Here is a 25,816-nt window from a genome sequence, read left to right on the forward strand (position 1 = left end):
AACCGACCATGATCTTTGACAAGGAATCGGATTTCGAGGAGAACGTCATCACGGTGCTGCAGCAGCATGGCTGGACGGACGGCGTGCTCAAGTATCCGACCGAACATGATCTGCTCGAGAACTGGAAATCCATCCTCTACAAGAACAACTGCGGTATCGACCAGCTCGACCATCATCCGCTGACCGACGGCGAAATGGCGCAGATCATCGAACAGATCGAAACCTTGCGCACGCCGCTTGCGCTCAACTCGTTCATCAACGGCCGTACCGTCTCCATCAAACGCGACAACAAACAGGACAAAGCGCACTTCGGCAAGGAGATCAGCCTCTACATCTACGACCGGCGGGAGATCGCCGGCGGGAAAACCGTTTATCAGATTGCGCGGCAGCCGGTCTACCCGGCCAAGAACGCGATGCTCCACTCACGCCGCGGCGACCTCGTGCTGCTCATCAACGGCATGCCGCTCATCCATATCGAACTGAAACGCAGCGGCGTGCCCGTCAGCCAGGCGACCAAACAGATCGAGAAATACGCGCACGAAGGCGTGTTCACCGGACTGTTCCGGCTTGTGCAGGTATTCGTCGCCATGAATTCCGACGACGCCGTGTACTTCGCCAATCCGGGCGCGGACCGATTCAACCCGAGCTACTACTTCCACTGGGCCGACTGGAACAACGAGCCCATCTGCGGCGGCAAGCATCCCGGCGAGGACGAATGGAAGCGGTTCTGCGCGAAACTCCTGTCCATCCCGATGGCGCACCAGCTCATCGGCTCCTACACCGTTGCCGACTCGGCTGACGGATGCCTCAAAGTACTGCGCAGCTACCAGTTCTACGCCGCATCCGCTATCTCCGACGCGGTACGCAAGTGCGACTGGGACGCCCGACCCGCCGTGCCGGGGCGCCCTGGCGGCTACGTGTGGCACACCACCGGTTCAGGCAAAACCATGACCAGCTTCAAGTCGGCGCAGCTCATCGCCGACTCCAAGGACGCCGACAAGGTCGTCTTCCTCATGGACCGCATCGAACTCGGCACGCAGTCGCTCAAGGAATACCAGTCCTTCGCCGACAGCGAGGATGATGTGCAGGGCACTGAAAACACGGGCGTGCTGCGCGACAAACTCTCCAGCGACGATCCCAAGGACACGCTCATCGTCACCTCCATCCAGAAAATGAGCAACGTGAAACTCGGCGAACGCGGCGTCACGCAAGCCGAACTCGACCGGCTCGCCGCCAAACGCGTCGTGTTCATCGTCGACGAATGTCACCGCTCCACGTTCGGCGACATGCTGCAGGATATCCGCCGCTCGTTCCCAAACGCGATGTTCTTCGGCTTCACCGGCACGCCGATCCTCGACGAGAACCAGAAGAAGCACTCCACCACCGCGATGATCTTCGGCGGCTGCCTGCACCGGTACAGCATCGCCGACGGCATCCGCGACCACAACGTGCTCGGCTTCGACCCAACCATGGTCACCACCTACAAGGACACCGACGTACGCCTCGCCGTCGCATTGCACCAGGCGAAGGCATCGACCGTGGAAGAAGCGCTCAACGACCCGGACAAGGCCGACGTGTACGAGCATTACATGGACAAGACGCAAATGCCCTTGGCGTCGGCGGTCGATGCCGACGGCAGCCGCGGTCCCAGCATCGAAGGATGCTTCGGAACCGGCGAATACGGCATCGGCAAACCGCACGCCGGCATGGTCGTCAAAGACATCATCGAACAGTTTCCGGTACTCAGCCACGGCAACAAGTTCCACGCCATGCTCGCCACCAGCTCCATCCCCGAAGCGATCAACTACTATCACCTGTTTAAACAACAGGCTCCGCAGCTGCGCGTCACCGCACTGTTCGACCCGAACGTCGACAACAACGCCGGGGCGAGCGTCAAGAGCGATGCGCTCGCCGAAATCATGACCGACTACAACACGACGTACGGCAAGCATTTCGGCATCGTGGACTGGCCGGCGATGAAAAAGGACATCTCCTCGCGCCTGTCGCACAAAGCCCCTTACGGCACCATCGACACGAACCGCGACGCGCGGCTCGACCTGCTCATCGTCGTCGACCAGATGCTCACCGGCTTCGACTCGAAATGGGTGAACACCCTCTATCTCGACAAGATCATCGAATACGAGAGCATCATCCAGGCCTTCAGCCGCACCAACCGACTGTTCGGCCCCGACAAGCCGTTCGGCACGATCCGCTACTACCGCAAGCCGCACACCATGCGCGAGAACATCAAGGCCGCGGTCAAACTGTATTCCGGCGACCGGCCGCTCGACCTGTTCGTGCAGAAACTTCCCGAGAACGTCAAAGCCATGGACGAGCGACTCGCCGAAATCCGCGACGTCTTCGCGTCGGCCGGCGTGGGCGACCTTGCGCGGCTGCCGGAATCGGTGGAAGCGAAACGCAAGTTCGCCAAGGAGTTCGTGGAACTCAACAAGGCGCTCGAAGCGGCCAAAATCCAAGGATTCACTTGGGATGAACCGACATTCGAGTGCATGGACGAGGACGGCAGGACCACCACGGTCCAGCCGCAGATCGACGAGCGTACGTACCTGATCCTCGCACAGCGGTACAAGGAGCTGTTCGACGACCATGACAACGAAGACGGGGATGACCCGGGCTCCGAGAATACGGAAGCTCCGTACGAGTTGGAAGGCTATCTCACCGAAATCGACACCGGGCTCATCGACACCGACTACATGAACGCCAACTTCGACAAATGGCTCAAGGCGTTGCACGAGGACAACGGCGAACTGGCCGCCGCATCCCGGGAACTGCACCGCTCGTTCGCCGCATTGTCCGCCAATGAACAGCGTCTCGCCGAACTGTTCCTGCACGACGTGGAACGCGGCGATGTCCACCCGGAGCCCGGCATGACGTTGCGCGAATACATCACCCAGTACGCAAAACGCGAGAAAGACGAACAGATCGACAAACTCGTGGACCGTACCGGCATCGACCGGTCGCTGCTCGACGAACTGCTCATGCAGCACGTCACCGAACTGACGCTCAACGAATACGGGCGATTCGACGCGCTGGTCAAATCCGTCGACAAAAAGCGAGCGAAAGCCGCGCTCGAGCAGATGCGGCATACGGTGCTGACGCAGCCCAAGGCGAACCGTGAAGTGCGCCGCATACTGACCCGGTTCGTGCTCGGCGGCGGATACGACATCGACATGGATGAGTAAGCGCGCGACCGCGCTCGAATGAGCACGCCCGTGAATGGTTACGGAGACTGGTAGGCTTTTGATGGTTTACGAGCATGAGAAGCCTATTCGCTTATCCACGTATCGCAACAGCATCAGAAGCTAAGGAGCAACACGCATGGCTGACAGCGCCGAGCAGAACACCGAGCATCTCGCCCTGTGGGGCGGTCGTTTCACCTCCGGTCCGTCGCCGGAGCTCGCCCGACTGAGCAAGTCCACCCAGTTCGACTGGCGTCTCGCGGACGACGACATCGCCGGCTCACGCGCCCACGCGCGCGCCCTCGGCCGCGCCGGACTCCTCACCGCCGACGAGCTGCAGCGCATGGAGGACGCGCTCGACGAACTCCAGCGCCGCGTCGACTCCGGCGCGTTCGCCCCGATCGAAGACGACGAGGACGAGGCCACTGCGCTCGAGCGCGGACTGCTCGCCATCGCCGGCGACGAACTTGGCGGCAAGCTGCGCGCCGGACGCTCCCGCAACGACCAGATCGCCTGCCTGATCCGCATGTGGCTGCGCCGCCACAGCCGCATCATCGCCAAGCTCCTGCTCGCCCTCGCCAACGCGCTCATCGAACAGTCCGTCGCCGCCGGCCGCACCGTCATGCCCGGCCGCACCCACATGCAGCACGCCCAGCCCGTCCTGCTCGCGCACCAGCTCATGGCCCACGTCTGGCCGATCCTGCGCGACGTGCAGCGCCTCGCCGACTGGGACAAGCGCATCGACGCCAGCCCGTACGGCTCCGGCGCGCTCGCCGGCAACACGCTCGGCCTTGAGCCGGTCGCGGTCGCCCGCGAACTCGGCTTCTCGAACGTGACCGCCAACTCGATCGACGGCACCGCCTCGCGTGACCTCGTCGCCGAATTCGCGTTCATCGCCGCCATGACCGGCGTCGACATCAGCCGTCTTTCCGAAGAGATCATCATCTGGAACACGCAGGAATTCGCGTTCGTGCGCCTCGACGACGCGTATTCGACCGGCTCGTCGATCATGCCGCAGAAGAAGAACCCGGACATCGCCGAACTCGCGCGCGGCAAGTCAGGCCGTCTGATCGGCGACCTGACCGGTCTGCTCGCCACGCTCAAGGGACTGCCGACCGCATACGCCCGCGACCTGCAGGAGGACAAGGAAGCCGTGTTCGACCAGGTCGACACGCTCGAGGTGCTGCTGCCCGCGTTCACCGGCATGGTCGCCACCATGCAGTTCGACCACGACCGTCTCGAGGCCGAGGCGCCGACCGGCTTCGCGCTGGCCACCGACATCGCCGAATGGCTCGTCAAGAACGGCGTGCCGTTCCGCCACGCGCACGAACTGTCGGGCGCGTGCGTGAAGATCGCCGAAAGCCGCGGCCAGGAGCTGTGGGACCTGACGGACGAGGACTTCATCGACGTGTTCAAGGATTTCCTGCCGGCCGACAAGGCGCCGCAGGTGCGTGAGGTGCTCTCCACCGAGGGTTCCGTCTCCGCCCGCAACGGCAAGGGCGGCACGTCGCCGCTGCGCGTGCGCGAGCAGATCGTCGCCGCGAAGACGTCGATCGAGACGCTGCGCGCGTTCGCGAACTCCGTGTCCGACGGTCCGGCGTACAAGACGCCCGAATCGCTGCTGCAGAAGTAGGATTCGCGGAATTGCGGCCGGTGCGGCCGGCAGAGGGGAACGCGATTATGGCGATGAATGACGAACAGTTGGAACGTTACGCCAGGCATCTGATCCTCAAAGGGGTCGGGGCGAAAGGGCAGAAGCGGCTGCTGGCCGCCAGCGTGCTCATCATCGGCGCGGGCGGCCTCGGCTCGCCGGCCGCGCTCTACCTTGCCGCCGCCGGCGTCGGCCGCATCGGACTCGCGGACGGCGACGTGGTCGATCTGAGCAACCTGCAACGCCAGATCGTCCACATCACCGCCCGCGTCGGTCAACCCAAGGTCGCGTCGGCCGCCGCGGCTATCCGCGCGCTCAACCCCGACGTGACCGTCGACGAGCATAACGAACTCGTCGACGCCGGCAATATCGCCGCGCTCATCGAACCGTACGATCTCGTCATCGACGCGACCGACAACTTCGCCACGAAATTCCTCATCAACGACGCGTGCGTGCTCGCCGGCAAACCGTTCATCCACGCGGGCGTCGTCGGATTCGCCGGGCAGCTCATGGACGTGGTGCCGGGCGAAGGGCCGTGCTACCGCTGCATCTTCGAGGAGATGCCACCGGCGGGCGAGGTACCGACCTGCAAGGAGGCGGGCGTGCTCGGCGCGGTCGTCGGCGTGATCGGCAGCCTCGAGGCCACCGAAGCGGTCAAGCTCATCGTCGGCGTGGGGGAGCCGTTGATCGGCCGCATGCTCACCGTCGACGCGCTCACCATGAACGTGCGCCGCGTGCCGCTGCCGGGGCGCGTGCCCGAATGCGCGGTATGCGGCGACCATCCGACCATCACCTCGCTCGACCCGGAGAACTACATCCAGCCGGCGTGCGCGATCTGACGCATTGCATACGACAGTCAAGGAAGGGGAACGATATGGCCATCGCATTGCATGGGGACAATGACACGAACGACGAATACCGGCACATCACGCCGGCGGAATTCGCCGCGCTCGACCACGGCACGGTCACGTTGCTGGATCTGCGCGAACCGGACGAGGTGATCGTGCACCCGGTCAAGGACGCGATCAACATCCCGTTCGACCAGATCGGCCAGCGGCTCGGCTCGGTGCCGACCGGCAAGCCGGTCGTCGTGTTCTGCCGCGTGGGCGACTGGAGCGAGCAGGTGTGTGAGATCCTGACCGACCGCGGCTATGAGGCGATCAATCTGGACGGCGGATTCGCCGCGCTGCGTGACGCCGGATGCGTGGACGATGCAACGGCTGACAGTGTGGCCGATGGCACGACTGCGTCCAAGACGGATACCGCCGCGCTCGTCGCAGCCGCCGCGCCCAAGACGCTGCACATCGACGCGAAGGGACTCAAATGCCCCGGCCCGATCGTCGCCGTGGCCGACGCGCTGCGCCCCGAACCGGCCGGCACCAGGCTCACGGTCGAAGCCACCGAGGACGCGTTCTGCTCCGACATCGCGGTATGGGCCGAACGCACCGGCAACACGCTGCTCAGCCTGACGCGCGAAGACGGCAACGGCATCATCCATGCCGAACTGGAAAAGGGCACGCCGGCCGGCGACACGACCGCTACGCAGACGGTCGGCGCTGCTGCCACGACCGCAGCAGCCACCGCATCCGCTGGCGGCGACGTGCTCCACGACAAGACCTTCGTCGTCTTCAGCGGCGACCTCGACAAGACCATCGCCGTGTTCATCATGGCCAACGGCGCGGCCGCGATGGGCCGCAAGGTCACGATCTTTTTCACGTTCTGGGGCCTGAACATCCTGCGCAAGCCCAAGCGCGTGCGCGTCGCCAAGAACCTCGTCGAGCGCATGTTCGGCTTCATGATGCCGCGCGGCACCAAACAGCTGGGCCTGAGCCGCATGAACATGGGCGGCATCGGCGCGAAGATGATCCGCTGGATCATGAAATCCAAGAACGTCGCCTCGCTCGAGGAACTCATGAAGCAGGCCACCGACCACGGCGTGCGGCTCGTCGCATGCCAGATGTCGATGGACATCATGGGCATCCGCAAGGAGGAGCTCATCGACGGCGTGGAACTCGGCGGCGTGAGCACGTTCCTCGGGGCGGGCGAGACCAGCGACATGAGCCTGTTCGTCTGACGGCGACGGTCCGGGCGTTCCCTGCCGGCGAACGTTCCTTCGCCATCCCCGCCAAGGGCATGAGGTATGGTGGAACGCATGACTGAATCGGGAAAGAGCTTCGTCCATCTGCACAATCACACGCACTACTCGCTGCTTGACGGTGCGTCGAAGATCCCGAATCTGGTGGACCGGGTCAAGGAACTCGGCATGCCCGCGGTCGGCATTACCGACCACGGCAACATGCACGGCGCCTACGAACTGTGGAGCACCGCCGTCAACGCCGGCATCAAGCCGATCATCGGCATCGAGGCGTACGTGACGCCGGAAACCGCGCGTCAGGACAAGTCGCGCGTCCACTGGGGCACCGAAGAACAGCACGACGACGACGTGTCCGGCGGCGGCCTGATCACCCACCTGACCATGTGGGCCGAGAACGACGAGGGCCTCGTCAACCTCATCAAGGCCTCGTCCGTCGCCAATCTCGAAGGCCGCGTCGCCCGCTACCCGCGTATGGACAAGGACGTGCTCGCCACATACTCCAAAGGCGTGATCGCCTCGTCCGGCTGCCCCTCTGGCATCATCCAGACCAGGCTCCGCCTCGGCCAGTTCGACGACGCGTTGCGCGTAGCCGGCGAATTCCAAGACATCTTCGGCCGCGACAACTTCTTCATCGAACTCATGGACCACGGCCTGACGATCGAGACGCAGGTCACCAAGGACCTGCTCACCATCGCGAAGAAGCTCAACGCGCCGCTGCTCGCCACCAACGACTCGCACTACGTGCTCGAGGAGGACCGTGACGCGCAGGACGCGATGCTGTGCATCAACTCCGGCAGCCGGCTCGACGACCCGAACCGCTTCAAGTTCAACGGCTCCGGCTACTACATCAAATCGGCCGAGCAGATGCGCGAACTGTTCAAGGACTTCCCCGAGGCGTGCGACAACACGCTCGAGATCGCCGACCGCTGCAACGTGATCTTCGACGATCACGAGGACGGCGCGTTCATGCCGCAGTTCGACTGCCCCGAAGGTTGGGACGAGACGTCGCTGTTCCTGAAGAAGGTCGAGGAGGGCCTCGAACGCCGCTACAACGGCCACCCGCCGATGGAGGTGCTCAAACAGGCCGACTACGAGTGCGGCGTGATCTGTCAGATGCAGTTCTGCGGTTACTTCCTCGTCGTGGCCGACTACATCAACTGGGCCAAGGAGCATGGCGTGATGGTCGGCCCCGGGCGAGGCTCCGCCGCAGGCGCGATGGTCGCCTACGCGATGGGCATCACCGAACTCGACCCGTTGAAGCACGGTCTGATCTTCGAACGATTCCTCAACCCGGAACGCGTCTCCCTGCCGGATATCGACGTCGACTTCGACCCGGACGGCCGCGGCCGCGTGCTCGAATACGTGGCCGACAAGTACGGCCACGACAAGGTCGCGCAGTGCGTGATCTACGGCACGATCAAAACCAAGCAGGCGCTCAAGGACTCCGCCCGCATCATGGGATACGAGTTCTCGGTGGGTGAGAAGGTCACCAAGGCGCTGCCGCCGGCGGCCACCGGCGGCAAGGACATCAGCCTGCACGACATCTTCGACCCGAAGGCGAAACGCTACGCCGAGGCGCGCGAATTCCGCGAACTGTACGATTCCGACCCGGACGCCAAGCGCATCACCGAGGAGGCCAAGGGCATCGAGGGCCTGATCCGCCAGACCGGCGTGCACGCGTGCGCCACGATCATGGGTTCCGCACCGATCACCAACACGTCGCCGCTGCTGGAACGCACCGACGGCACCGTCACCACCACGTTCGAATACCATACGTGCGAAACGCTCGGCCTGGTCAAGATGGACTTCCTCGGCCTGTCCAACTTGACGACCATCCGCGACACGATCCGCAACATCGAACTCAACGGCAAGGGCAAGATCGACCATACGAAGATCCCGCTCGACGACAAGGCGACCTACGAACTGCTGTCGCGCGGCGACACGCTCGGCGTCTTCCAGCTCGATGGCGACGGCATGCGCTCGCTGCTGAGAACGCTGAAGCCCACCAACTTCAACGATATCTCCGCACTTATCGCCCTGTACCGACCGGGCCCGATGTCGATGGAATCGCACACGAACTACGCCAAGCGCAAGAACGGCCTGCAGAAGATCGAACCGATCCATCCCGAACTCGACGAGCCGCTCAAGGCCGTGCTTGACGAAACCTACGGCCTGATCATCTACCAGGAGCAGGTGCAGTCCGCCGCGCGAATCCTCGCCGGCTACTCGCTCGGCAAGGCAGACGTGCTGCGTCGAGCGATGGGCAAGAAGAAGCCCGAAGTGCTGGCCAAGGAGAAGGTGCCGTTCTTCGCGGGCATGAAGGAGCACGGCTACTCCGAGGAGGCCGCTGAGGCTATCTGGGAGATCTTGGTCCCGTTCTCCGGCTACGCGTTCAACAAGGCGCATTCGGCCGCGTACGGTCTGATCTCGTACTGGACCGCGTACCTCAAGACCCATTACCCGGTCGAGTTCATGGCCGCCCTGCTGCAAGGCGCGTCCACGAACAAGGACAAGACCGCGCTGTACCTGGGCGAGGCTCGGCGCATGGGCATCCAGGTGCTCTCACCGGACGTCAACGAATCGGTGTACGAGTACTCCGCAGTCGGCGACGTCGTGCGATTCGGCCTCGGCGCGATCCGCAACGTCGGCGAGGCTCCGGTGCGCGACATCATCGCCGAACGCGAAAGCCCTCGCGGCAAGTACGTCAACTTCATGGACTTCATCCGCCGCGTGCCGCTGAGCGCGCTGAACCGGCGCATGGTCGAGTCGTTGATCGAGGCCGGCGCGTTCGACTCGATCGACCCGAACCGTCGCGCCCTGTTCACTATTCACCAGGCGGCGATCGACTCGGTTGTCGGCATCAAACGCAAGCAGGCGGAAGGCCAGTTCGACCTGTTCGCCGACGACGAGGACGGGGGAGCGGCGGCGATGGGCGACGCGACCGTCACCGTGCCCGACATCGAGGAGTGGGACAAGAAGGAGAAGCTGAACCGCGAACGTGAGATGCTCGGCCTGTACGTGTCCGACCATCCGTTGAACGGCATGCAGTCGATTCTGGCGAACCTGCGCGAGATGTCGATCGCGCATCTGATCGACCGTGCGCGGACGATGGGCGACGGCCAGCAGGTCCTGATCGCGGGTCTGATCACCAGCGTGGACCGGCGCGTTTCCAAGAAGGGCAATCCGTGGGCCATCGTCAACATCGAGGACATGGAAAGCTCGATCCAGTGCATGTTCTTCGGCAAGGTGTACGAGACGGCCGCCACCGAGCTGAAGGTCGACACGGTGGTGCAGATCCGCGGCCAGGTCGAGGTGCGCGACGAGACGGTGAGCCTGCGGGCGACCGAAATGCAGGTGCCGGTGCTGGAGTCCGCCGACGAGCGGCCGGTGATGCTGATGCTGCCGCAGTCCGCGTTGAACAAGGAGAACATGAACCGTCTTGCGCAGGTGCTGCACGCGCATCCCGGCTATTGCGAGGTCAAGCTTGCGATTGTGGACGACGAGGGCAATGCGACGGTGATGACGTTCGGCGACCGGTTCCGCGTCCAGCGCAACACGTCGTTGATGGTCGACATCAAGATGCTGTTCGGGCCGAGCTGTCTGCCTGCCGCGTAGGTTGTTTCGGTGCGTTCGTGAGACGTTGATCGGTGCGATGTGTGTGTTGTGTCTGCCGTTTCCGGTCCGTTTGACCAGGGGCGGCGATATGCCGGAGGCATGACTGATCGGACTGATCATATGACTGGGCATGCAGGCGGTGAGGCGGACGCGTTCGGTGCCGGCGACGCGCGATGGGTCGAGGAGACGTTGGCTCGGCTGTCGAAGTCGGCGTTTCGGGCGAAGTTCGTGCTGTCGGACAAGGACCGGGCGTATGCGCGTGCGAAGGGCAAGGCGGTGATCGACCGGCATGCGCGCGAGATGCTGCGCTCGCGGGTGGGTGATGCCGAACCGAGGAATGACGGGCGGCAGACGCCGTGGCGTGGGCATCCGGTGTTCACCGCGCAGCACGCGACCGCCACCTGCTGCCGCGGGTGCATCGAGAAATGGCATCATATCCCCAAGGGGCGTGCGCTGAGCGACGACGAGGTGAATCGACTTGCCGATCTGGTGATGGCGTGGATCGAACGTGACCTGATCGATCATCCGGTGCGGTGAGACGAGCCGCCATATTGTGTTGACGTTGTGTTCTCGTCGAAGATGTCTGTCCCCTTGACGCTCCCTCAGTCAGCCGATGGCTGACAGCTCCCTCAGCCGAGGGAGCCGAGGCTCCGCCAGCATCCGATGTTTTATCGATGATTGGCACGCGTAACCGATTGTTTTGTATGCCATATTGGGTATAGCATGGTGATTGCATAGGACAGATCATGCTGAAAGGGGCAATGATGGCTGAGGATAACGGCGTTACGGCATCGCCTGAGATCACGTTGAACGACAAGTTCCATTCGGTGATCCCGCAGATCGGATTCGGCACGTTCCAGATTCCGCCCGAAGACACGCAGCGTGCGGTCGAGGAGGCGCTGGAGATCGGCTACCGCCACATCGACACCGCGGCCGCCTACTACAACGAGGAGCAGGTCGGCGACGCGCTCAAGGCCACCGGCATGGCCGGCAAGGTGTGGGTCACCACCAAGCTGCGCAACTGCGATCAGGGTTACGATTCGGCGATGGTCGCGTTCGACGAGTCCCGTCGCAAGCTCAAGGTCGATGTGATCGACATGTACCTGATCCACTGGCCGTTCGCCGCCGCCGGCTTCTACAAGGAAACGTGGCAGGCGCTGCTCAAGCTGCGCGACGAAGGCGCAATCCGCGTGCCGGCCGTCAGCAACTTCCTGCCCGAGCATCTGCGCGGCGTGATCGACGATTCCGGCGAGACGCCGGCCGTCAACCAGATCGAGGTCCACCCGCGCTTCAGCCAGCCCGGCAATCTCGCGTTCTGCAAGGCGCACGGCATCGTCGCCGAGGCGTACAGCCCGCTCGGCCACGGCAAGGACATCGAATCCGAGCCGGTCGTCGCGGCCGCCAAGGCCCACGGCGTCACCCCGGCGCAGGTCGTGCTGCGCTGGCACACGCAGGAGGGGCGCATCATCATCCCGAAGTCCAAGCATGTCGAACGCATGAAGGCGAACCTCGCCAGCGCCGACTTCGACCTGACCGACGCCGAACTCGCCGCCATCGACGCGCTGCACGACCCGCACGGTAACGTGAGCGCCGATCCGGCCACGTTCACCCACTCCCAGTCGTGGGCCGACCAGCACGTGCGCGGTAACATCTGACGCGACCGAACGAACAACACGCTGATATGGGAATCGCCCGCACTGATGTGCGGGCGATGCTGTTTGTTGAGTCTCGCGGCCTTGCCGCTCGACAGTACCCCACCCGTCAGCTTCGCTGCCACCCTCCCCTAAGAGGGGAGGGAAAGGCAAAACACTTCCCTCCCCTCTTAGGGGAGGGTGGCGCGAAGCGCCGGGTTGGGGTACTGCGGCGCCAGCCGCTAATAACGCAGCATCGCGCGAAGCGCGATCCCGTTACGCGGACGAAGTCCGTCCATAATTGCAGGACGGGTGGTGCGAAGCCCGGGTTGAGGTGCCACGGCGTGAGCCGCCATGACGCAGTATCGGCCGTAGACCGATACCGATACATGACGACGTGTCATCAATATCTACTCCCGATAGGCGCGGTCGAGCAGGGCGTCGATGTCGTCGAAGCGACGTACCTTCGGACGCCAGACCGGCGAACCGTTGGCGACGACCAGCACCGGCTCCTTGAGCACGCGCAGGTCGAGCAGTGGATCGCCCTCGAGCACGAGCAGATCGGCCGCCTTGCCGATCTCGATCGAACCGGTCACATCGCTCACGCCGAGGATCTCCGCATTGCCCAGCGTGGCCGCGTGAATCGCCTCGGCCGCCGTGAACCCGGCCCGCTTGACCAGCAGATCCAGCTCGCGCCACGTGTTGTACTGCGTCACGAACGTCATCGCCGTATCCGTGCCGACGCCCACGCGCAGGTCCTCGTCGTGCGCGTCGTTCGCGCCGGCCAGCATGCCGGCCACCACCGTGCGCGCGTTTGCCAACTGGATGTCCGTAATGCCGGTCGTCTCCCGGTCGAGCAACGTCATCGGCAATCCGGCCGATATCGTCGGCATCAGCGCCGACCATCCGCGCAACGCATGCGGATTGTGCCGGAACAGTTCGATCATCGACGGATCAAGTTCGCTGCCATGCTCGATCGTGTCCACGCCGGCCAACAGCGCCCGCTTGACGCCCTCCGGACTCTGCGCATGCGCGGCGACGATCACGCCGGCCTCATGCGCCACGTCGCAGATCGCGCGCATCTGATCGACGCTCATCTGCGGGTTGCCGGCCTCGCCGAGCCGTTGCGCGTCGGTCACGCCGCCGGTCGCCGCGATCTTGATCGCGTTCACGCCATGCTCGATGTTCTCCCGCGTATTGCGGGCCATATCGTCCGGCGTCTCACCGGTCAACGCGATCAGAGGGGCGCCGTGGCCTTCCGGGATCGCCAACAGCGGGCCGGATGCGAGGATGCGCGGGCCGGTCATGCGCCCGTCGCTGATCTTCTCGCGCAGTTCGACCGCCTCATAGCCGACGTCGCCCAGCGTGCGGATCGTGGTGACGCCCGAGTTGAGCAACGTCGTGACGCTCGCCTTGGCCCGGGCCTTGAGATACGGTTTGCCGACCGGCGAGTGCATGATCGCCGCGGTGATGCGCTGGCCGCGCGGCGTGGCCATCTTCGGGTTGAGCGGCCGGCCGTCGGAGAACAGATGGACGTGTGCGTTGATCAGGCCCGGCATCACGGTTTTGCCGGTCGCGTCGAGCATGCGGTAGCCGTCCGGGATCGGTGTGGCGATGCTGGGGGAGACCTGTTCGATGCGGCCGGTGGCGCCGACGAGGATGGTCGTGTCCTCGAGCGTGGTGCCCGCATTGTCTCCGGTGATGACGGATGCGTGGGTGATGGCGAACGGTTCGTGAGATTCGTGTGGCTGAATGGTGGTCATCTGAATGCTCCTTTGCGATCAGATTATAGGTTGATATGCTTCGGCTCCCGGCATGGCGCACGGGAGCCGTGATGTTTGGCGCGTGAGATTACTCACGCACGAGCTGGATGTGCTCGATGTCGTCGCGCTTGGAGCGGCGGAAGAGCACGAAGCGGTTGCCGATGACCTGCACCACTTCCGCGCCGATCTGGCCGGCGAGGCTTTCGGCGGCCTCCTTCGCGGTCAGGCCCGAGCCATCCTGCACGGCGATCTTGAGCAGCTCGTGGCTGTCCATCGTCTCGGACGCCTGCTTGACGGCCGCGTCGGTCAGATCGTTCTTGCCGATGAACAGCAGCGGCTTGAGCGGGTTCGCCAGCGCGCGCAGCTGCTTGGTCTGCTTCTTGGTCAGTGCCATGTGATTCCTTACCTGTCCTTGACTGTCCTGATGTCTGTCGTGTCTGTCGCGTGCCGTCATATCGTACGCGATGCCTCATACGAGCATACCGGCGCGGGCAGATGAGCGCGTGTGACTCTGGATTTTCGACACAACACAGGCTAGTGTCTATAGCGGGAGTCGAGAAAATGCGACATCATGTCTATCGAGTCAAAGTTGACGTGATGTCAAACTCCACCGTCAAGGAGGCGGAACATGTACTATTCCAACGGCAACTACGAAGCGTTCGCACGGCCCTGCAAGCCGGAAGGCGTCGACCATAAGTCGGCCTACATCATCGGCACCGGGCTCGCGGCACTGTCCGCCGCGTGCTATCTCGTGCGCGACGCACAGATGCCCGGCAAGAACATCCACATCTTCGAAAAGGACTCCGTGCCCGGCGGCGCATGCGACGGCGCCGAAATCCCCGGCCTCGGCTACGTGATGCGCGGCGGACGCGAAATGGACAACCACTTCGAGGTCATGTGGGACCTGCTGCGCTCCATCCCGTCCATCGAAACGCCCGACGTCTCCGTGCTCGACGAATACTACTGGCTCAACAAGCGCGACCCCAACTACTCGCTGTGCCGCGCCACCAAGGATCTTGGTCACGACGCCGAAACGAACGGCAAGTTCGGACTTAGCGACAAGGCATCGATGGAGATCATGAAACTGTTCTTCACGCCCGACGAGGACCTGTACGACAAGCCGATCACCGACTTCTTCGACGACGAGGTGCTGAACTCCAACTTCTGGATGTACTGGCGCACCATGTTCGCGTTCGAGAACTGGCATTCCGCACTCGAAATGAAGCTGTACATCAAGCGCTACATCCACCACATCGGAGGCCTGCCGGACTTCAGCGCGCTGCGCTTCACCCGATACAACCAGTACGAGTCGATGATCCTGCCGATGGTCAAGTACCTCGAGGCGCACGGCGTGCAGTTCCACTACAACACCAAGGTCGAGAACGTCGAGTTCGCGATCGGCGGGGGAGACGGCCCCAAACGCGAGCACACCGGCGTCGGCCAGGACACGATCCTCAAAGTCCAGGCCACGTCCGGCGTGTTCAAGCGCAACCCGTACTCCACGCCGACCAAGAAGATCGCCGTACGCATCGACCTCGACCACGACGGCGACAAGTCGTCCGTCGACCTGACGCCGGACGACTACGTGTTCATCACCAACGGCGGCTGCGTCGAAAACTCCACGATGGGCTCGCAGAACTCGCCCGCCCCGTGGAACCCGGATATCAAACCCGGCGGCGGCTGGGACATGTGGCGTCGCATCGCCAAGCAGGACCCGAGCTTCGGCCACCCGGACACGTTCTGCTCCGACCCGCAGGCCACCAAGTGGATGAGCGCCACCGTGACCACGCTCGACAAGGAGATCCCGCCGTACATCCAGCGCATCTGCAAGCGCGACCCGTTCTCCGGCAACGTCGTCACCGGCGGCATCGTCACCGTCACCGACTCCAACTGGCTCATGAGCTGGACGCTCAACCGTCAGCAGCAGTTCCGCGACCAGCCCAAGGACCAGCTGTGCGTGTGGGTGTACGGTCTGTTCCCCGACAAGCCCGGCAACTACGTGAAGAAGCCGATGACCGAATGCACCGGCGAGGAGATCTGCGAGGAGTGGCTCTACCACATGGGCGTGCCGACCGACAAGATCGAGGCGCTCGCCAAGCGGCACGCCAACACGGTGCCGGTTATGATGCCGTACATCACGGCCTTCTTTATGCCGCGCGCGGCCGGCGACCGTCCGGACGTCGTGCCGGACGGTTCGGTCAACTTCGCGTTCCTCGGCCAGTTCGCCGAAACGCCGCGCGACACGATCTTCACCACCGAATACTCGATGCGCACCGGCATGGAGGCGGTCTACACGCTGCTCGACGTGGATCGCGGCGTGCCGGAGGTGTGGGGCAGCGTCTACGACGTGAGAAACCTGCTCAACGCGACCGTCAAGCTGCGCGACGGCGCGCCGGTGACGGACATGAAGCTCAACTTCGTGGAGCGTGCGGTGCTGGGCAAGGTCTTGAAGAAGCTCGACGGCACCGACATCGCCACGCTGCTCAAGGAATACGGCGTGATCTGACGGGTGGTTGTATAGCGCGAATGGCGGTTTGTGCTCACTTGGGTGGTGAGGGCAAACCGCCATTCGTGTTGTACGGGGTATGTGCGCCTGTTATTGGAATCGCGCGTTGCGCGATACTGCGTTATTGGCGGCCTTCGGCCGCGACGCTCCCTCAGTCAGCCTGCAGCTGACAGCGTCCTGCAATTGCGGACGGCCTGCGGCCGCGCTCTGTTGGCTCGCTGTCGCTCGCACCTCACCTACAAACACCGCCGGTGTTTGCTTCACGGCTCGGCCCTCAGCCGAGGGAGCCAAGGCTCCGCCAGCATCACGCAACGCGTGATTCCGATACGTGCGGTATCAACGTGTCACCAGGTGCCGATGGGGGCGGCGACGGCGTTCAGCACCTTGAGAAGGTCGGCCGGCGCGATGCCGATCGAGAAGCCGCGCTTGCCGCCCGACAGCAGGATACGATCGAACTGCAGCGCGCTCTCGTCGAGCACGGTCTTGTGATGCACCTTCTGGCCGAGCGGGGAGATGCCGCCGACCACATAGCCCGACTCGCGCATGGCGACCTTCGGGTCGGCCATCGCGGCCTTCTTCGCGCCGACCGCCGCGGCCAGCGCCTTCAGATCCATGTGCCCGCTCACCGGCACCACGCCCACCACGCGTTCGGAACCGGTGTCGGCCATCAGCGTCTTGAACACCTGATGCTCGTCGAAGCCGAGCTTGGTGGCCGCCTCCACGCCGTAGCCGTCGTCCATATGATCGTTGGAATGTTCGTATTCGTACGTCTCGAACGGCACGCCGGCCTTCTCCAGCTGCACGGTCGCCGGCGTCGAGCCCTTGCCCTTCTCGTTCTTGGATTTCTTGCTCATATCGCCCCACTATAGAGTCGTCGCGCTACAGCGCATAGCGAACGTGCCGTCACGCGATACACGCCGTCATGCAAAAAGCCCCGCTCCGCGTGGAGGCGGGGCGAGGCTTTCCTCTACCAGATCGATTCGTCATGAATCAGCGGGCGAACCCGCGCGGATTCACTCGGAGATCTCAGCGAAGTACTCGAGGGTACGGACCATGTTGGAGGTGAAGCCGTACTCGTTGTCGTAGAAGGCAACGGTGCGGGCCATGGTCACGCCGTCAACGGTGTTGACGTCGGTCTGGGTCGGATCGAAGACGCCACCGTGGGTGTCGCCGATGATGTCGCCGGAGACGATGCCATCCTCGTTGTAGCCGTAGTACGGGGTGTCGGAGAAGGCTTCCTTGAACGCGGCGTTAATCTCGTCAACGGTGGTCTCGGTGTTCAGGACGGTGGTCAGCTCGGTGATGGAGCCGTCCGGGACCTGGACGCGCTGAGCGTGGCCCTGCAGCTTGCCGTTGACCTCCGGCACGACCTTGCCGATGGCCTTGGCGGCACCGGTGGAGTGCGGGATGGTGTTGATGGCGGCGGCGCGCAGGTCGCGGCCAGACTTCTTGCCACGCGGGCCGTCCAGGATCATCTGGGTGCCGGTGTAGGCGTGGACGGTGGTCATGAAGCCGACCTTGATGCCGAACTTGTCGTTCAGCAGCTTGACCATGGCGGCCATGGAGTTGGTGGTGCAGGAGCCGGCGGACACGATGTTGTCGGTCGGCTTCAGGATCTCGTGGTTCACGCCGAACACGACGGTCGGGGTGGTGGCGTCCTTGGCCGGGGCGGAGATCAGGACCTTCTTGGCGCCGGCGTTCAGGTGAGCCTGGGACTTCTCGGCGGAGGTGTAGAAGCCGGTGCACTCGAGGACGAACTCGACACCGTCGTTCTTGACCCACGGGATGTTGTTCGCATCCGGCTCGGCGTACACCGGGTACTCCTTGCCGTCCACGACGATGGCGGAGTCGGTGGCCTTGACGTCGACCGGGGTGCCGTCAGCGTGCTTGAAGGTGCCGTGGGTGCTGTCGTACTTCAGCAGGTAGGCGAGAGCGGACGGGGAAGTCAGATCGTTGATAGCGGTGACTTCGATATCGGCGGCCTCGCCACCCTTCTGCTGCAGATCGAAGATGCGGCGGAAGGCAAGACGACCGATACGACCGAAGCCGTTAATACCAATCTTAACTGTCATGTAATTCTCCCTTGTAGGGTGACCCTGCGCGCGAACACACACAAGGCCATTGTTTACCAACATGACCCACTCTAATGCGCCGTCTGTACTATGCGCAACGTTTGCCGGGCGTGTTTTCGCGTATTGGGCAAACTTTCCGTGAACGCTCACATACCAGAGGCGACCACGCCGTCCGACCGCGGACCGTGTTCACTTCACCAAGATGGGGGAGACGTGCGTGTCGAGCGCGCCGAGATCGCCGCCGAACTCGCGGTAGCGCGTCAGTTCCGGCATCGGCGCCTCGGCCGGGAACGTGACGATCAACGTGCCGTCATGCACGTTGATCTCGGCCGGCACGCCGGAACGGAACTCGTTGCTCACGCCTTGCACGGTGTCGCTGGTCAGCGTGCCGTCGATCAGTTCGTACTTGAGCCCCGGCTCGTTCACGCCGCGCGACACGTCGGAATGCGAGAACACCGACACCATGCGCCCGGGCACGGCCTCGTGCGCGGCGAACGCAAGCGCGCCGTCGCAGATCGCCGTGACGATCGTCCCGTCGCCGTGCAGGAACCCGATGCCGCCGTGATGCGCGAGCAGCGTCATCAATTGGATGCCGGAGATCGTGTGGTCGATGCGCCCGCCCAGCGCGCCGTAGATGTGGAACGTGCGGCAGCCGCGAGACCAGCCGACCTTGAGCGCGGAGAGCATGTCCGGATCGTCCTTCTCGCTCGGCAGCGCGATCGTATGCTCCGCGTCGGCCGGGCGCGCGCCGTGCAGTGAATCGAAGTCGCCGATCACCACGTCGGCGCGGATGCCGAGCGCGCGGGTGTGGTCCAGTCCGCCGTCCGCCGCGATCACGAACGCGCCCTCGGGCACGACGGGACGGCCGGCGTAGTATTCTCCCGCGCCGAAAATCACGCAAGTCTGTTCGCTCATGCGCTCCACTCTACGCCTCGCCGGGGGCTTTGCCGCCCAGTGCGTCAGGGCATGCCTGTGGTGTAGTCTCGCAAGGTACAGGCATCGAGCGAACGAGAACGGGGGAGCGCATGGCGAAGGCGGATACGAAGACCGAGCGTCCAATCCTCAAGTCGAAGATCTTCCTGTACATCACCGAATTCTTCTCCGGCATGGCCGTCATGGCCGCCGAACTCGGCGCGTCGCGGCTGCTCGCGCCCTACTTCTCCAGCTCGCAGATCGTGTGGACCATCATCATCGGCACCATCATGATCGCCCTCGCGCTCGGCGCGGTCTTCGGCGGCCGCTGGACCGACCGCGACCCCAACCCCGACAAACTGTACTTCCGCATCCTCGTCGCCGCGGTCTGGATCGCACTGATCCCGCTCGTCGGCAAGTATCTCATCATCGCGGTCTCCGGCCTGCTCATCGTCACCGTCTCCACGAACTTCCTCGTCATCGCCGCGTTCGTCAGCTGCATGATCATCTTCGTGCCGCCGCTGTTCCTGCTCGGCACCGTCACTCCCGGCCTCAACAAGTTCGCCACCGATTCGCTCGACGACAACGCGTCCGTCGTCGGCCGGCTGTCGGCCTGCAACACGGTCGGCTCGATCCTCGGCACGTTCCTGCCGACATTCGTCACGATCCCCGCCGTGGGCACGTTCGTCACGTTCCTCATCTTCTCCGGGCTGCTGCTGTGCCTGCCGGTCGTCTACTTCCTCGCCGCGCGCGTGCGCCGCGTCGCTTGCGCCGTCGCGGTCGTGATCTTCGTCGTCTCCGGCGTGTTCTCGCCGATGACCGGCTTCGCGTTCTGGGAGAACCGTTCGACCATCGCCTACGAGGGCGAGTCGATCTACAACTACCTGCAGGTCAAGAACCTGTCCGACCGCACGATCCTGTCGACCAATGTGCTCTTCGGCGTGCAGTCCGTCACCATGAAGCGACCGGGACTGACCGGCATGTACTACGACACCGCGCTGGCCGCGCCCGCGCTCGCCGATCAGGCCGATTCCGCGCTCATCCTCGGCATGGGCACCGGCACGTATGCGCGCCAGCTGCGCCAGTACTATCCGGACATGGCGATCACCGGAGTGGAGATCGACGGCAAGATCACGCGGCTGGCGGGCGAGTATTTCAGCGAGCCGAGCGACATCGACGTGTCGACGTACGACGGGCGCGCATGGCTCGCCGCCAGCCGGGACACGTACGACGTGATCATGGTCGACGCGTACCAGGACATCACCATCCCGTTCCAGATGAGCTCGACCGAGTTCTTCACGATGGTCAGGAAGCACCTCAATCCCGGCGGCGTGATGGTCGTCAACATGAACATGATCTCGGACGGCCGCGGCTCGATCAACGAGGCGCTCACCGACACGATCTCGACCGTGTTCGGTTCGGCCAACGTGCGCACGGCCGACGTGCCGAACACGACGAACCGCGAACTGTTCGCCAAGACGATGGACATCTCCGGGGCGACCACCGCGATGAAGGACGGCGAGGACATGGAGTCGGTGACCGACGCCGGGACGCTGGAGACGCGCACGTACGACCGCACGCATAGCCACGAGCTCGCCGCGACGATGAACGCGGTGGCCGGACGGATGACGACGGTCGACGATCCGCGCGATAAGGCTGACGCGACGATCCTGACCGACGACAAGGCGCCGGTCGAGGTGCTCGGCATGCGCGCGATCGACAACATCATCGCCGAACAGGCCGGGCCGTACCGCGATCTGCTGAGGAAGGAAGGCATCGCGGGGCTGCTTCGGGCCGTGCAGTGAGGAGTTTGGGCGGCCGAGGCGACGACCACCGGGCGCGTTTGGTCGGCATGCATGCGCGCGCATATGGTCGTCTGACGGATACGAAAAGACCGTAGGCGAGCGGGATCGTCGCGATCGTGCGCACCTACGGCCTTTTATTGAGCGAGAGCGATGACGTGCCGGGAAGAGAAGCGGCTCACTCGCCGAAGTCGAGCGGCTCGCCCTTGATCATGTGGGTGAGCTCGTTGACCACGTTCTCGCCCATGCCCTGCAGTTCGGTGCCCTCGGAGCCGGCGATGTGCGGGGTGAGGATCACGTTCGGCATGTCCCACAGCGGCGAGTCGGCCGACAGCGGCTCGTCCGGATCGGTCACGTCGAGGATCGCGTTGATGCGGCCGGTCTTCAGCTCGGCGATCATCGCGTCGGCGTCCACCACGGCGCCACGCGCGGAGTTGATGAACCACGCGCCGTCCTTCATCATCTTGAAGTACTTCGCGCCGATCATGCCTTGCGTGGCCGGCAGGCTCGGGGTGTGCAGCGAGACGATGTCGGACTCGCGGAACACGGTTTCGAGGTCGGCCTTCTTGGCGCCGAGGGAGGCGGCCTCCTCCTCGCTCATCGAACGGGATTCGGCCAGCACGTTGAGGCGATAGCCCTTGAGCAGGCCGAGCAGGTGGCGGGCGATGCGCGAGCCGGCGGTCACCAGACCCACGGTTTTCTCGTAGTTGCCGGCGGTCGGGAACTCGACCTCGCGGTTGATGTACTCGCGGCGTTCGCGGTAGATGCGCTCGGCGCGGAAGAAGTCCTTGTTGGCCATGAGGATCATCGCCATGCAGTATTCGGCGACCGGGATGCCGTTGACGTAGCCGGAGTTGGACATCTGGATGCCGCGCTGCTTGACGATCTCGAGCGCCTCCGGGGTGAGCAGTCGCCACGCGTTGCCGGCGGCGGCCGCGATGCCTTTGAGCTTGGGCATCTTGGCGAGCGTCTCGGCGTCGACGCGGGCGTCGGGGCCCCAGCCGGAGAAGATGTAGTCGGCGTCCTTGATCCGGTCTTCGACGCCGTCGGCATGGAAGTCCTCGATGACGTTGCGGTCGACGTCGGCCACGGCGTTCAGGCGTTCCCACTGGGTGTCGTTCATCAGCTTGTCCACCAGATTGGCGGGATGCATGGTGAGCACGACTTTCGGCTTGGACTCGGACATGGGTGATACTCCTTCATTGGAAAGCGATTTCCGTACGTGGAATACTATAGCACTTCCGTGGGTGCGCAGTCCAAATAAAAGGATTGATATATCGCCGGAAATATGGCGTATGTGCTGGGATTGGCGTCATGATTGGATATTTGGTAAGCCCTTACCAAAATGTTTCCGCGTGTCGCGCTGCGCCGCGCGGGTGAAACGCGGCGGCCGGCTGCGTGGCCGGGGCGCGGCGGATGGGATGGACGGAGTCGCTGCGGCGAGATGCCTCCGTGGCTGCGCGCATGCCGGGGCCGGCGGTCACTTGCCGCAGACCATGCGCCGCACGCCTTCGGCGATGAGCCGCGGATCGATCGGCGTGGTGCCCAGCGCCCGGTGCAGGGTCAGGCCCTCGATCAGCGCGTCGAGCAATGCGGCGGTTGCGGGGTCGAAGAACCGTTCGATCTGCGCGCGGCTCGCGGCCATCCACCGTTCGGCGATGTCCCGGTAAGCCGGTTCGCGGGCGGCCAGCGTATAGAACTCGAGATTGATGTTCAGTTCGCGCTGCGAACCCAGCAGGTCGGAACCGGCGATATGCTCGGTGATCGCCGCGCAGGCCTCGTCGGCGTCCGTTGCCGCGGCCATGCGCGCCGCGAACCGGTCGATGCACTGCTGCGCGTACTGGTCGAACGCCTGATGCAGCAGATCGGCCATGCCGTCGAAATGGTAGGTCATCGACCCGAGCGGCACCCCGGCGGCGGCCGCGACGATGCGGTGCGACGTGCCGTTGACCCCGCGTTCGGCGATCACGTCGAGACAGGCGTCGATGATCCGCTGTTTGCGGTCGGGATCGGTCCGGCGGGATGGTGTCTTGGCTGCGCTCATGAATACGACCATACACGGCAAAGCGTACGGTCGTACTCATGCCGCGTATGGTCGCAGGATCGGGAAGGGGATGGTGGTGCGGGCCTCGCAATGATGCTGAAGCGTCAGCGGCGGGGCAGGGATTCGCGCAGGACGATGTCGGGCGCGCTCTGCACGAAGATGAGTCGGTTCGCGGACTGCACGGAGACGCTGTCGGCCGTGTCATCCGGTGCGGACAGGATGCGTTCGACCGCGGCCTGTCCCATTTCCGCCAGCGGCAGATGCACGGTGGTCAGCGACGGGTGCACGTCCGCCGAATAGGGGATGTCGCCGAATCCGGTGACGCCGATCTGTTCTCCCGGCTCGATGCCGTTCGCCCGCAGGGCGGTCATCGCGCCGATCGCCATCACGTCGTTCAATGCGATGATCGAATCCACGCCGGCCCCGCCGTATGCCGCGCCGTCGCCGGCCGTCAGCAGTCCGGAGCGGACCATCTGCATGACGGCCGCGTATCCTTCCGTACGGCTGAACCGCCCGTTGGCCACCGCCGCCGGGTCCACGCTGATGCCGGCCTTGGCGAGCACGTCCATCACGCCGGCCAGGCGCTCACGCGACGAGCGATGGTTGTCGTCGCCCTTCAGAATCGCCGGCCGACGGTATCCCGAATCGACGACGAGCTTGGTGATCGCCCTCGCGCCGACCTCATTGGCCACGTCCACGGCCGGGAACGGCAGATTGCGGTTCATGATGAACACCGTGCGGCCGCCCGACGCCTCGTATTGTTTGAGCTCCGACTCCAGTGTCTTGCGCTCGGGGGAATCCACGTACTCGCTTTCCGAAATGATGATGCCACGCGGGCGGGTCGTCACCGCCTTGCGCACCGCCTCCAGCTCCTCCTTGGGGCCGGCCGCCACGCCGATCGTCACGGCGATGCCTTGCTCGCCGGCCGCCTTGACCACGGCCTGCGACACGGAGGCGAAATACGGGTCGGAGATATCGGAGACCAACAGCACGATGCTCGGCGCGGTGCCCTTGGCCACGGCCTGCGCGTAGGCGTTCGGGCGGTAGTTGAGCCGTTTCGCGGCCTCCATCACCTTCACGTACGAATCGTTGCGTACCTTGCGCGTGCTGCCGTTGAGCACACGGGACGCGGTGGCGATGGATACGCCGGCCTTCCTCGCCACGTCCATCAGGGTTGCGGGGGTAGCTGCGGTCTTGCCGTCGTTCTGCTCTGCCACGGTGTCACTGTCCTTTGCACATCTTTGGAAAACAGTATTAAGCGTTTACCAGTATATCGTGTGTTTTGTGTTGCGTATGACACTGCTTGCTGGAAATTTATTGGTAAGCGCTTTCCGTTTCGGCGTGTCGTGCGGTACGCTGGTAGCCATGACGCGATATGTATGCGCTCCCGACTCCTTCAAGGAGAGTCTGACCGCCAACGAGGCCGCACGGGCGATGGCGCAGGGAATACGACAGGCCGATCCCAATGCCGACATCCGCATGGTGCCGATGGCCGACGGCGGCGAAGGCACCGCACAGGCATTGGCCGACGCGACCGGCGGCGACATGCGCCGCACCATCGCGCACGACCCGCTCGGCCGGCCGATCGCCGCACGGTACGCACTGCTCGGCGACGGCACGACCGCAGTCGTGGAAACCGCCGAGGCAAGCGGACTGGCATTGCTGGCCCCCGACGAACGCAACCCGCTGATCACCACCTCATACGGCACCGGCGAACTCATCAAGGACGCGCTCGACGCCGGAGCGACGACGATCATCGTCGGACTCGGCGGCAGCGCCACCAACGACGCCGGCGCAGGCATCCTCAAGGCGCTGGGCGCCCGTCTGCTCGACGCGGCCGGCCAAGATCTCGAACAGGGCGGCGCCGCGCTCGCCGACCTGGCCACGATCGACGTGAGCGGACTCGACCCGCGACTGGACGGCGTGACGGTCATCGCCGCATGCGACGTGACCAATCCGCTGACCGGACCGAACGGCGCCAGCGCCGTGTTCGGACCGCAGAAAGGCGCATCCGCGGACGACGTGACGCAGCTCGACCGGGCGCTGACCCGCTTCGCCGAGATCGCGGGCCGACAGTTGAACATGGACGTCGCCGCACTGCCGGGCGGGGGAGCCGCCGGCGGCATCGGCGCGGCGCTGCTCTCCTTCCTGCACGCCGAGTTCAAGCCGGGCATCGATCTGGTGATCGACCGCGCCGGACTCGACGAGGCCGCGCAATGGGCCGATATCGTGTTCACCGGCGAAGGATCGATCGACTTCCAGACCAAATTCGGCAAAACCCCCGCCGGCGTGGCCGCCACCGCCAAACGGCACGGCAAACCGGTCATCGCCATCGCCGGGCACATCGGCGACGGCATCGAGGAACTCCACGGGATCGGCATCGACGCGGTCTTCGGCATCGCCCCCGGCGCGGCCAGCCTCGACGACCTGCTGCGCAACGCCGCAGCCAACGTCGCCCGCACCGCCGAACAGGTCACGCGACTGCTGAACCTCACGCGATAGTGGTGGTCCCGACCGCCAGCAAA

The 25,816-nt window shown here is 64.3% G+C and carries 18 protein-coding genes; 10 read left to right on the plus strand and 8 right to left on the minus strand.

Annotated features, from left to right (window positions below; genetic code table 11):
* Positions 1 to 8 precede the first annotated feature (8 nt).
* From AC1A0G_RS01825 to AC1A0G_RS01855, 7 genes are all read left to right on the plus strand, one after another.
* On the plus strand, positions 9 to 3,203 hold the full coding sequence (locus AC1A0G_RS01825) for a type I restriction endonuclease subunit R, EcoR124 family (RefSeq protein ID WP_476527044.1): 3,195 nt from the start codon (positions 9 to 11) through the stop codon (positions 3,201 to 3,203).
* 136 nt (positions 3,204 to 3,339) lie between these two features.
* Complete coding sequence (argH, locus tag AC1A0G_RS01830; protein ID WP_476527045.1) at positions 3,340 to 4,833, plus strand: argininosuccinate lyase; 1,494 nt, start codon at positions 3,340 to 3,342, stop codon at positions 4,831 to 4,833.
* 47 nt (positions 4,834 to 4,880) lie between these two features.
* Positions 4,881 to 5,690, plus strand: a complete 810-nt coding sequence (gene thiF, locus AC1A0G_RS01835) for a thiazole biosynthesis adenylyltransferase ThiF (RefSeq protein ID WP_476527047.1) — start codon at positions 4,881 to 4,883, stop codon at positions 5,688 to 5,690.
* 35 nt (positions 5,691 to 5,725) lie between these two features.
* Entirely contained in the window at positions 5,726 to 6,925 is a 1,200-nt protein-coding gene (locus tag AC1A0G_RS01840) for a DsrE/DsrF/DrsH-like family protein (RefSeq protein ID WP_476527048.1), read from the plus strand.
* 66 nt (positions 6,926 to 6,991) lie between these two features.
* Entirely contained in the window at positions 6,992 to 10,561 is a 3,570-nt protein-coding gene (gene dnaE / locus AC1A0G_RS01845; protein WP_476527049.1) for a DNA polymerase III subunit alpha, read from the plus strand.
* Positions 10,562 to 10,681: 120 nt separating this feature from the next.
* Positions 10,682 to 11,098 carry a DUF4186 domain-containing protein gene (locus tag AC1A0G_RS01850; protein WP_476527051.1) on the plus strand — a complete coding sequence of 139 codons (417 nt, stop codon included), beginning with the start codon at positions 10,682 to 10,684 and terminating at the stop codon, positions 11,096 to 11,098.
* Between the two features lie 227 nt (positions 11,099 to 11,325).
* Complete coding sequence (locus AC1A0G_RS01855) at positions 11,326 to 12,216, plus strand: aldo/keto reductase (protein ID WP_476527053.1); 891 nt, start codon at positions 11,326 to 11,328, stop codon at positions 12,214 to 12,216.
* Between the two features lie 386 nt (positions 12,217 to 12,602).
* Here the strand turns inward: AC1A0G_RS01855 and AC1A0G_RS01860 are convergent, their stop codons facing one another.
* Together AC1A0G_RS01860 and AC1A0G_RS01865 are read right to left on the minus strand one after the other, a co-directional pair.
* Positions 12,603 to 13,955: a metal-dependent hydrolase family protein gene (locus AC1A0G_RS01860; protein WP_476527055.1), complete on the minus strand. Its 1,353-nt coding sequence runs from the start codon at positions 13,953 to 13,955 to the stop codon at positions 12,603 to 12,605.
* A gap of 88 nt (positions 13,956 to 14,043) precedes the next feature.
* Entirely contained in the window at positions 14,044 to 14,349 is a 306-nt protein-coding gene (locus tag AC1A0G_RS01865; RefSeq protein WP_214372839.1) for a YhbY family RNA-binding protein, read from the minus strand.
* 234 nt (positions 14,350 to 14,583) lie between these two features.
* Here AC1A0G_RS01865 and AC1A0G_RS01870 point away from each other — a divergent pair, with 234 nt between their 5' ends.
* Positions 14,584 to 16,461, plus strand: a complete 1,878-nt coding sequence (locus tag AC1A0G_RS01870) for an oleate hydratase (RefSeq protein WP_476527057.1) — start codon at positions 14,584 to 14,586, stop codon at positions 16,459 to 16,461.
* Between the two features lie 344 nt (positions 16,462 to 16,805).
* Here AC1A0G_RS01870 and ybaK read toward each other — a convergent pair whose 3' ends face one another.
* The 3 genes from ybaK to AC1A0G_RS01885 all read right to left on the minus strand — a co-directional run bounded on the left by ybaK (position 16,806) and on the right by AC1A0G_RS01885 (position 19,448).
* Positions 16,806 to 17,315 (minus strand): Cys-tRNA(Pro) deacylase, encoded by a 510-nt coding sequence (ybaK, locus tag AC1A0G_RS01875; protein WP_476527059.1) that lies wholly within the window; start codon positions 17,313 to 17,315, stop codon positions 16,806 to 16,808.
* A 159-nt stretch (positions 17,316 to 17,474) separates the two neighbouring features.
* Positions 17,475 to 18,533 carry a type I glyceraldehyde-3-phosphate dehydrogenase gene (gene gap / locus AC1A0G_RS01880; protein WP_476527061.1) on the minus strand — a complete coding sequence of 353 codons (1,059 nt, stop codon included), beginning with the start codon at positions 18,531 to 18,533 and terminating at the stop codon, positions 17,475 to 17,477.
* A gap of 189 nt (positions 18,534 to 18,722) precedes the next feature.
* Complete coding sequence (locus AC1A0G_RS01885; RefSeq protein ID WP_476527062.1) at positions 18,723 to 19,448, minus strand: thiamine diphosphokinase; 726 nt, start codon at positions 19,446 to 19,448, stop codon at positions 18,723 to 18,725.
* Between the two features lie 110 nt (positions 19,449 to 19,558).
* Between AC1A0G_RS01885 and AC1A0G_RS01890 the strand changes: the two genes are divergently transcribed.
* A complete protein-coding gene (locus AC1A0G_RS01890; RefSeq protein WP_476527064.1) occupies positions 19,559 to 21,250 on the plus strand; it encodes a spermidine synthase in 1,692 nt (563 codons plus the stop codon).
* A gap of 175 nt (positions 21,251 to 21,425) precedes the next feature.
* Here the strand turns inward: AC1A0G_RS01890 and AC1A0G_RS01895 are convergent, their stop codons facing one another.
* The 3 genes from AC1A0G_RS01895 to AC1A0G_RS01905 form a co-directional block, all read right to left on the minus strand.
* Positions 21,426 to 22,433 carry a hydroxyacid dehydrogenase gene (locus tag AC1A0G_RS01895; protein WP_476527066.1) on the minus strand — a complete coding sequence of 336 codons (1,008 nt, stop codon included), beginning with the start codon at positions 22,431 to 22,433 and terminating at the stop codon, positions 21,426 to 21,428.
* Between the two features lie 294 nt (positions 22,434 to 22,727).
* Positions 22,728 to 23,291 (minus strand): TetR/AcrR family transcriptional regulator, encoded by a 564-nt coding sequence (locus tag AC1A0G_RS01900; RefSeq protein WP_476527067.1) that lies wholly within the window; start codon positions 23,289 to 23,291, stop codon positions 22,728 to 22,730.
* 104 nt (positions 23,292 to 23,395) lie between these two features.
* Positions 23,396 to 24,508: a LacI family DNA-binding transcriptional regulator gene (locus tag AC1A0G_RS01905; RefSeq protein ID WP_476527068.1), complete on the minus strand. Its 1,113-nt coding sequence runs from the start codon at positions 24,506 to 24,508 to the stop codon at positions 23,396 to 23,398.
* A 148-nt stretch (positions 24,509 to 24,656) separates the two neighbouring features.
* Here AC1A0G_RS01905 and AC1A0G_RS01910 point away from each other — a divergent pair, with 148 nt between their 5' ends.
* Positions 24,657 to 25,793 carry a glycerate kinase family protein gene (locus tag AC1A0G_RS01910; protein WP_476527070.1) on the plus strand — a complete coding sequence of 379 codons (1,137 nt, stop codon included), beginning with the start codon at positions 24,657 to 24,659 and terminating at the stop codon, positions 25,791 to 25,793.
* Positions 25,794 to 25,816: the final 23 nt, after the last annotated feature.

This window comes from Bifidobacterium sp. LH_230 (genome assembly GCF_056357555.1).

Bases quoted from the DNA above. Each gene is read 5' to 3' on its own strand.
- AC1A0G_RS01865 (WP_214372839.1), bottom strand. From the start codon at position 14,349: ATGGCACTGACCAAGAAGCAGACCAAGCAGCTGCGCGCGCTGGCGAAC.
- AC1A0G_RS01855 (WP_476527053.1), top strand. From the start codon at position 11,326: ATGGCTGAGGATAACGGCGTTACGGCATCGCCTGAGATCACGTTGAAC.
- AC1A0G_RS01910 (WP_476527070.1), top strand. From the start codon at position 24,657: ATGACGCGATATGTATGCGCTCCCGACTCCTTCAAGGAGAGTCTGACC.
- AC1A0G_RS01850 (WP_476527051.1), top strand. From the start codon at position 10,682: ATGACTGGGCATGCAGGCGGTGAGGCGGACGCGTTCGGTGCCGGCGAC.
- AC1A0G_RS01860 (WP_476527055.1), bottom strand. From the start codon at position 13,955: ATGACCACCATTCAGCCACACGAATCTCACGAACCGTTCGCCATCACC.
- thiF (WP_476527047.1), top strand. From the start codon at position 4,881: ATGGCGATGAATGACGAACAGTTGGAACGTTACGCCAGGCATCTGATC.
- AC1A0G_RS01885 (WP_476527062.1), bottom strand. From the start codon at position 19,448: ATGAGCGAACAGACTTGCGTGATTTTCGGCGCGGGAGAATACTACGCC.
- AC1A0G_RS01890 (WP_476527064.1), top strand. From the start codon at position 19,559: ATGGCGAAGGCGGATACGAAGACCGAGCGTCCAATCCTCAAGTCGAAG.
- gap (WP_476527061.1), bottom strand. From the start codon at position 18,533: ATGACAGTTAAGATTGGTATTAACGGCTTCGGTCGTATCGGTCGTCTT.
- AC1A0G_RS01870 (WP_476527057.1), top strand. From the start codon at position 14,584: ATGTACTATTCCAACGGCAACTACGAAGCGTTCGCACGGCCCTGCAAG.
- ybaK (WP_476527059.1), bottom strand. From the start codon at position 17,315: ATGAGCAAGAAATCCAAGAACGAGAAGGGCAAGGGCTCGACGCCGGCG.
- dnaE (WP_476527049.1), top strand. From the start codon at position 6,992: ATGGTGGAACGCATGACTGAATCGGGAAAGAGCTTCGTCCATCTGCAC.
- argH (WP_476527045.1), top strand. From the start codon at position 3,340: ATGGCTGACAGCGCCGAGCAGAACACCGAGCATCTCGCCCTGTGGGGC.
- AC1A0G_RS01825 (WP_476527044.1), top strand. From the start codon at position 9: ATGATCTTTGACAAGGAATCGGATTTCGAGGAGAACGTCATCACGGTG.
- AC1A0G_RS01895 (WP_476527066.1), bottom strand. From the start codon at position 22,433: ATGTCCGAGTCCAAGCCGAAAGTCGTGCTCACCATGCATCCCGCCAAT.
- AC1A0G_RS01840 (WP_476527048.1), top strand. From the start codon at position 5,726: ATGGCCATCGCATTGCATGGGGACAATGACACGAACGACGAATACCGG.
- AC1A0G_RS01900 (WP_476527067.1), bottom strand. From the start codon at position 23,291: ATGAGCGCAGCCAAGACACCATCCCGCCGGACCGATCCCGACCGCAAA.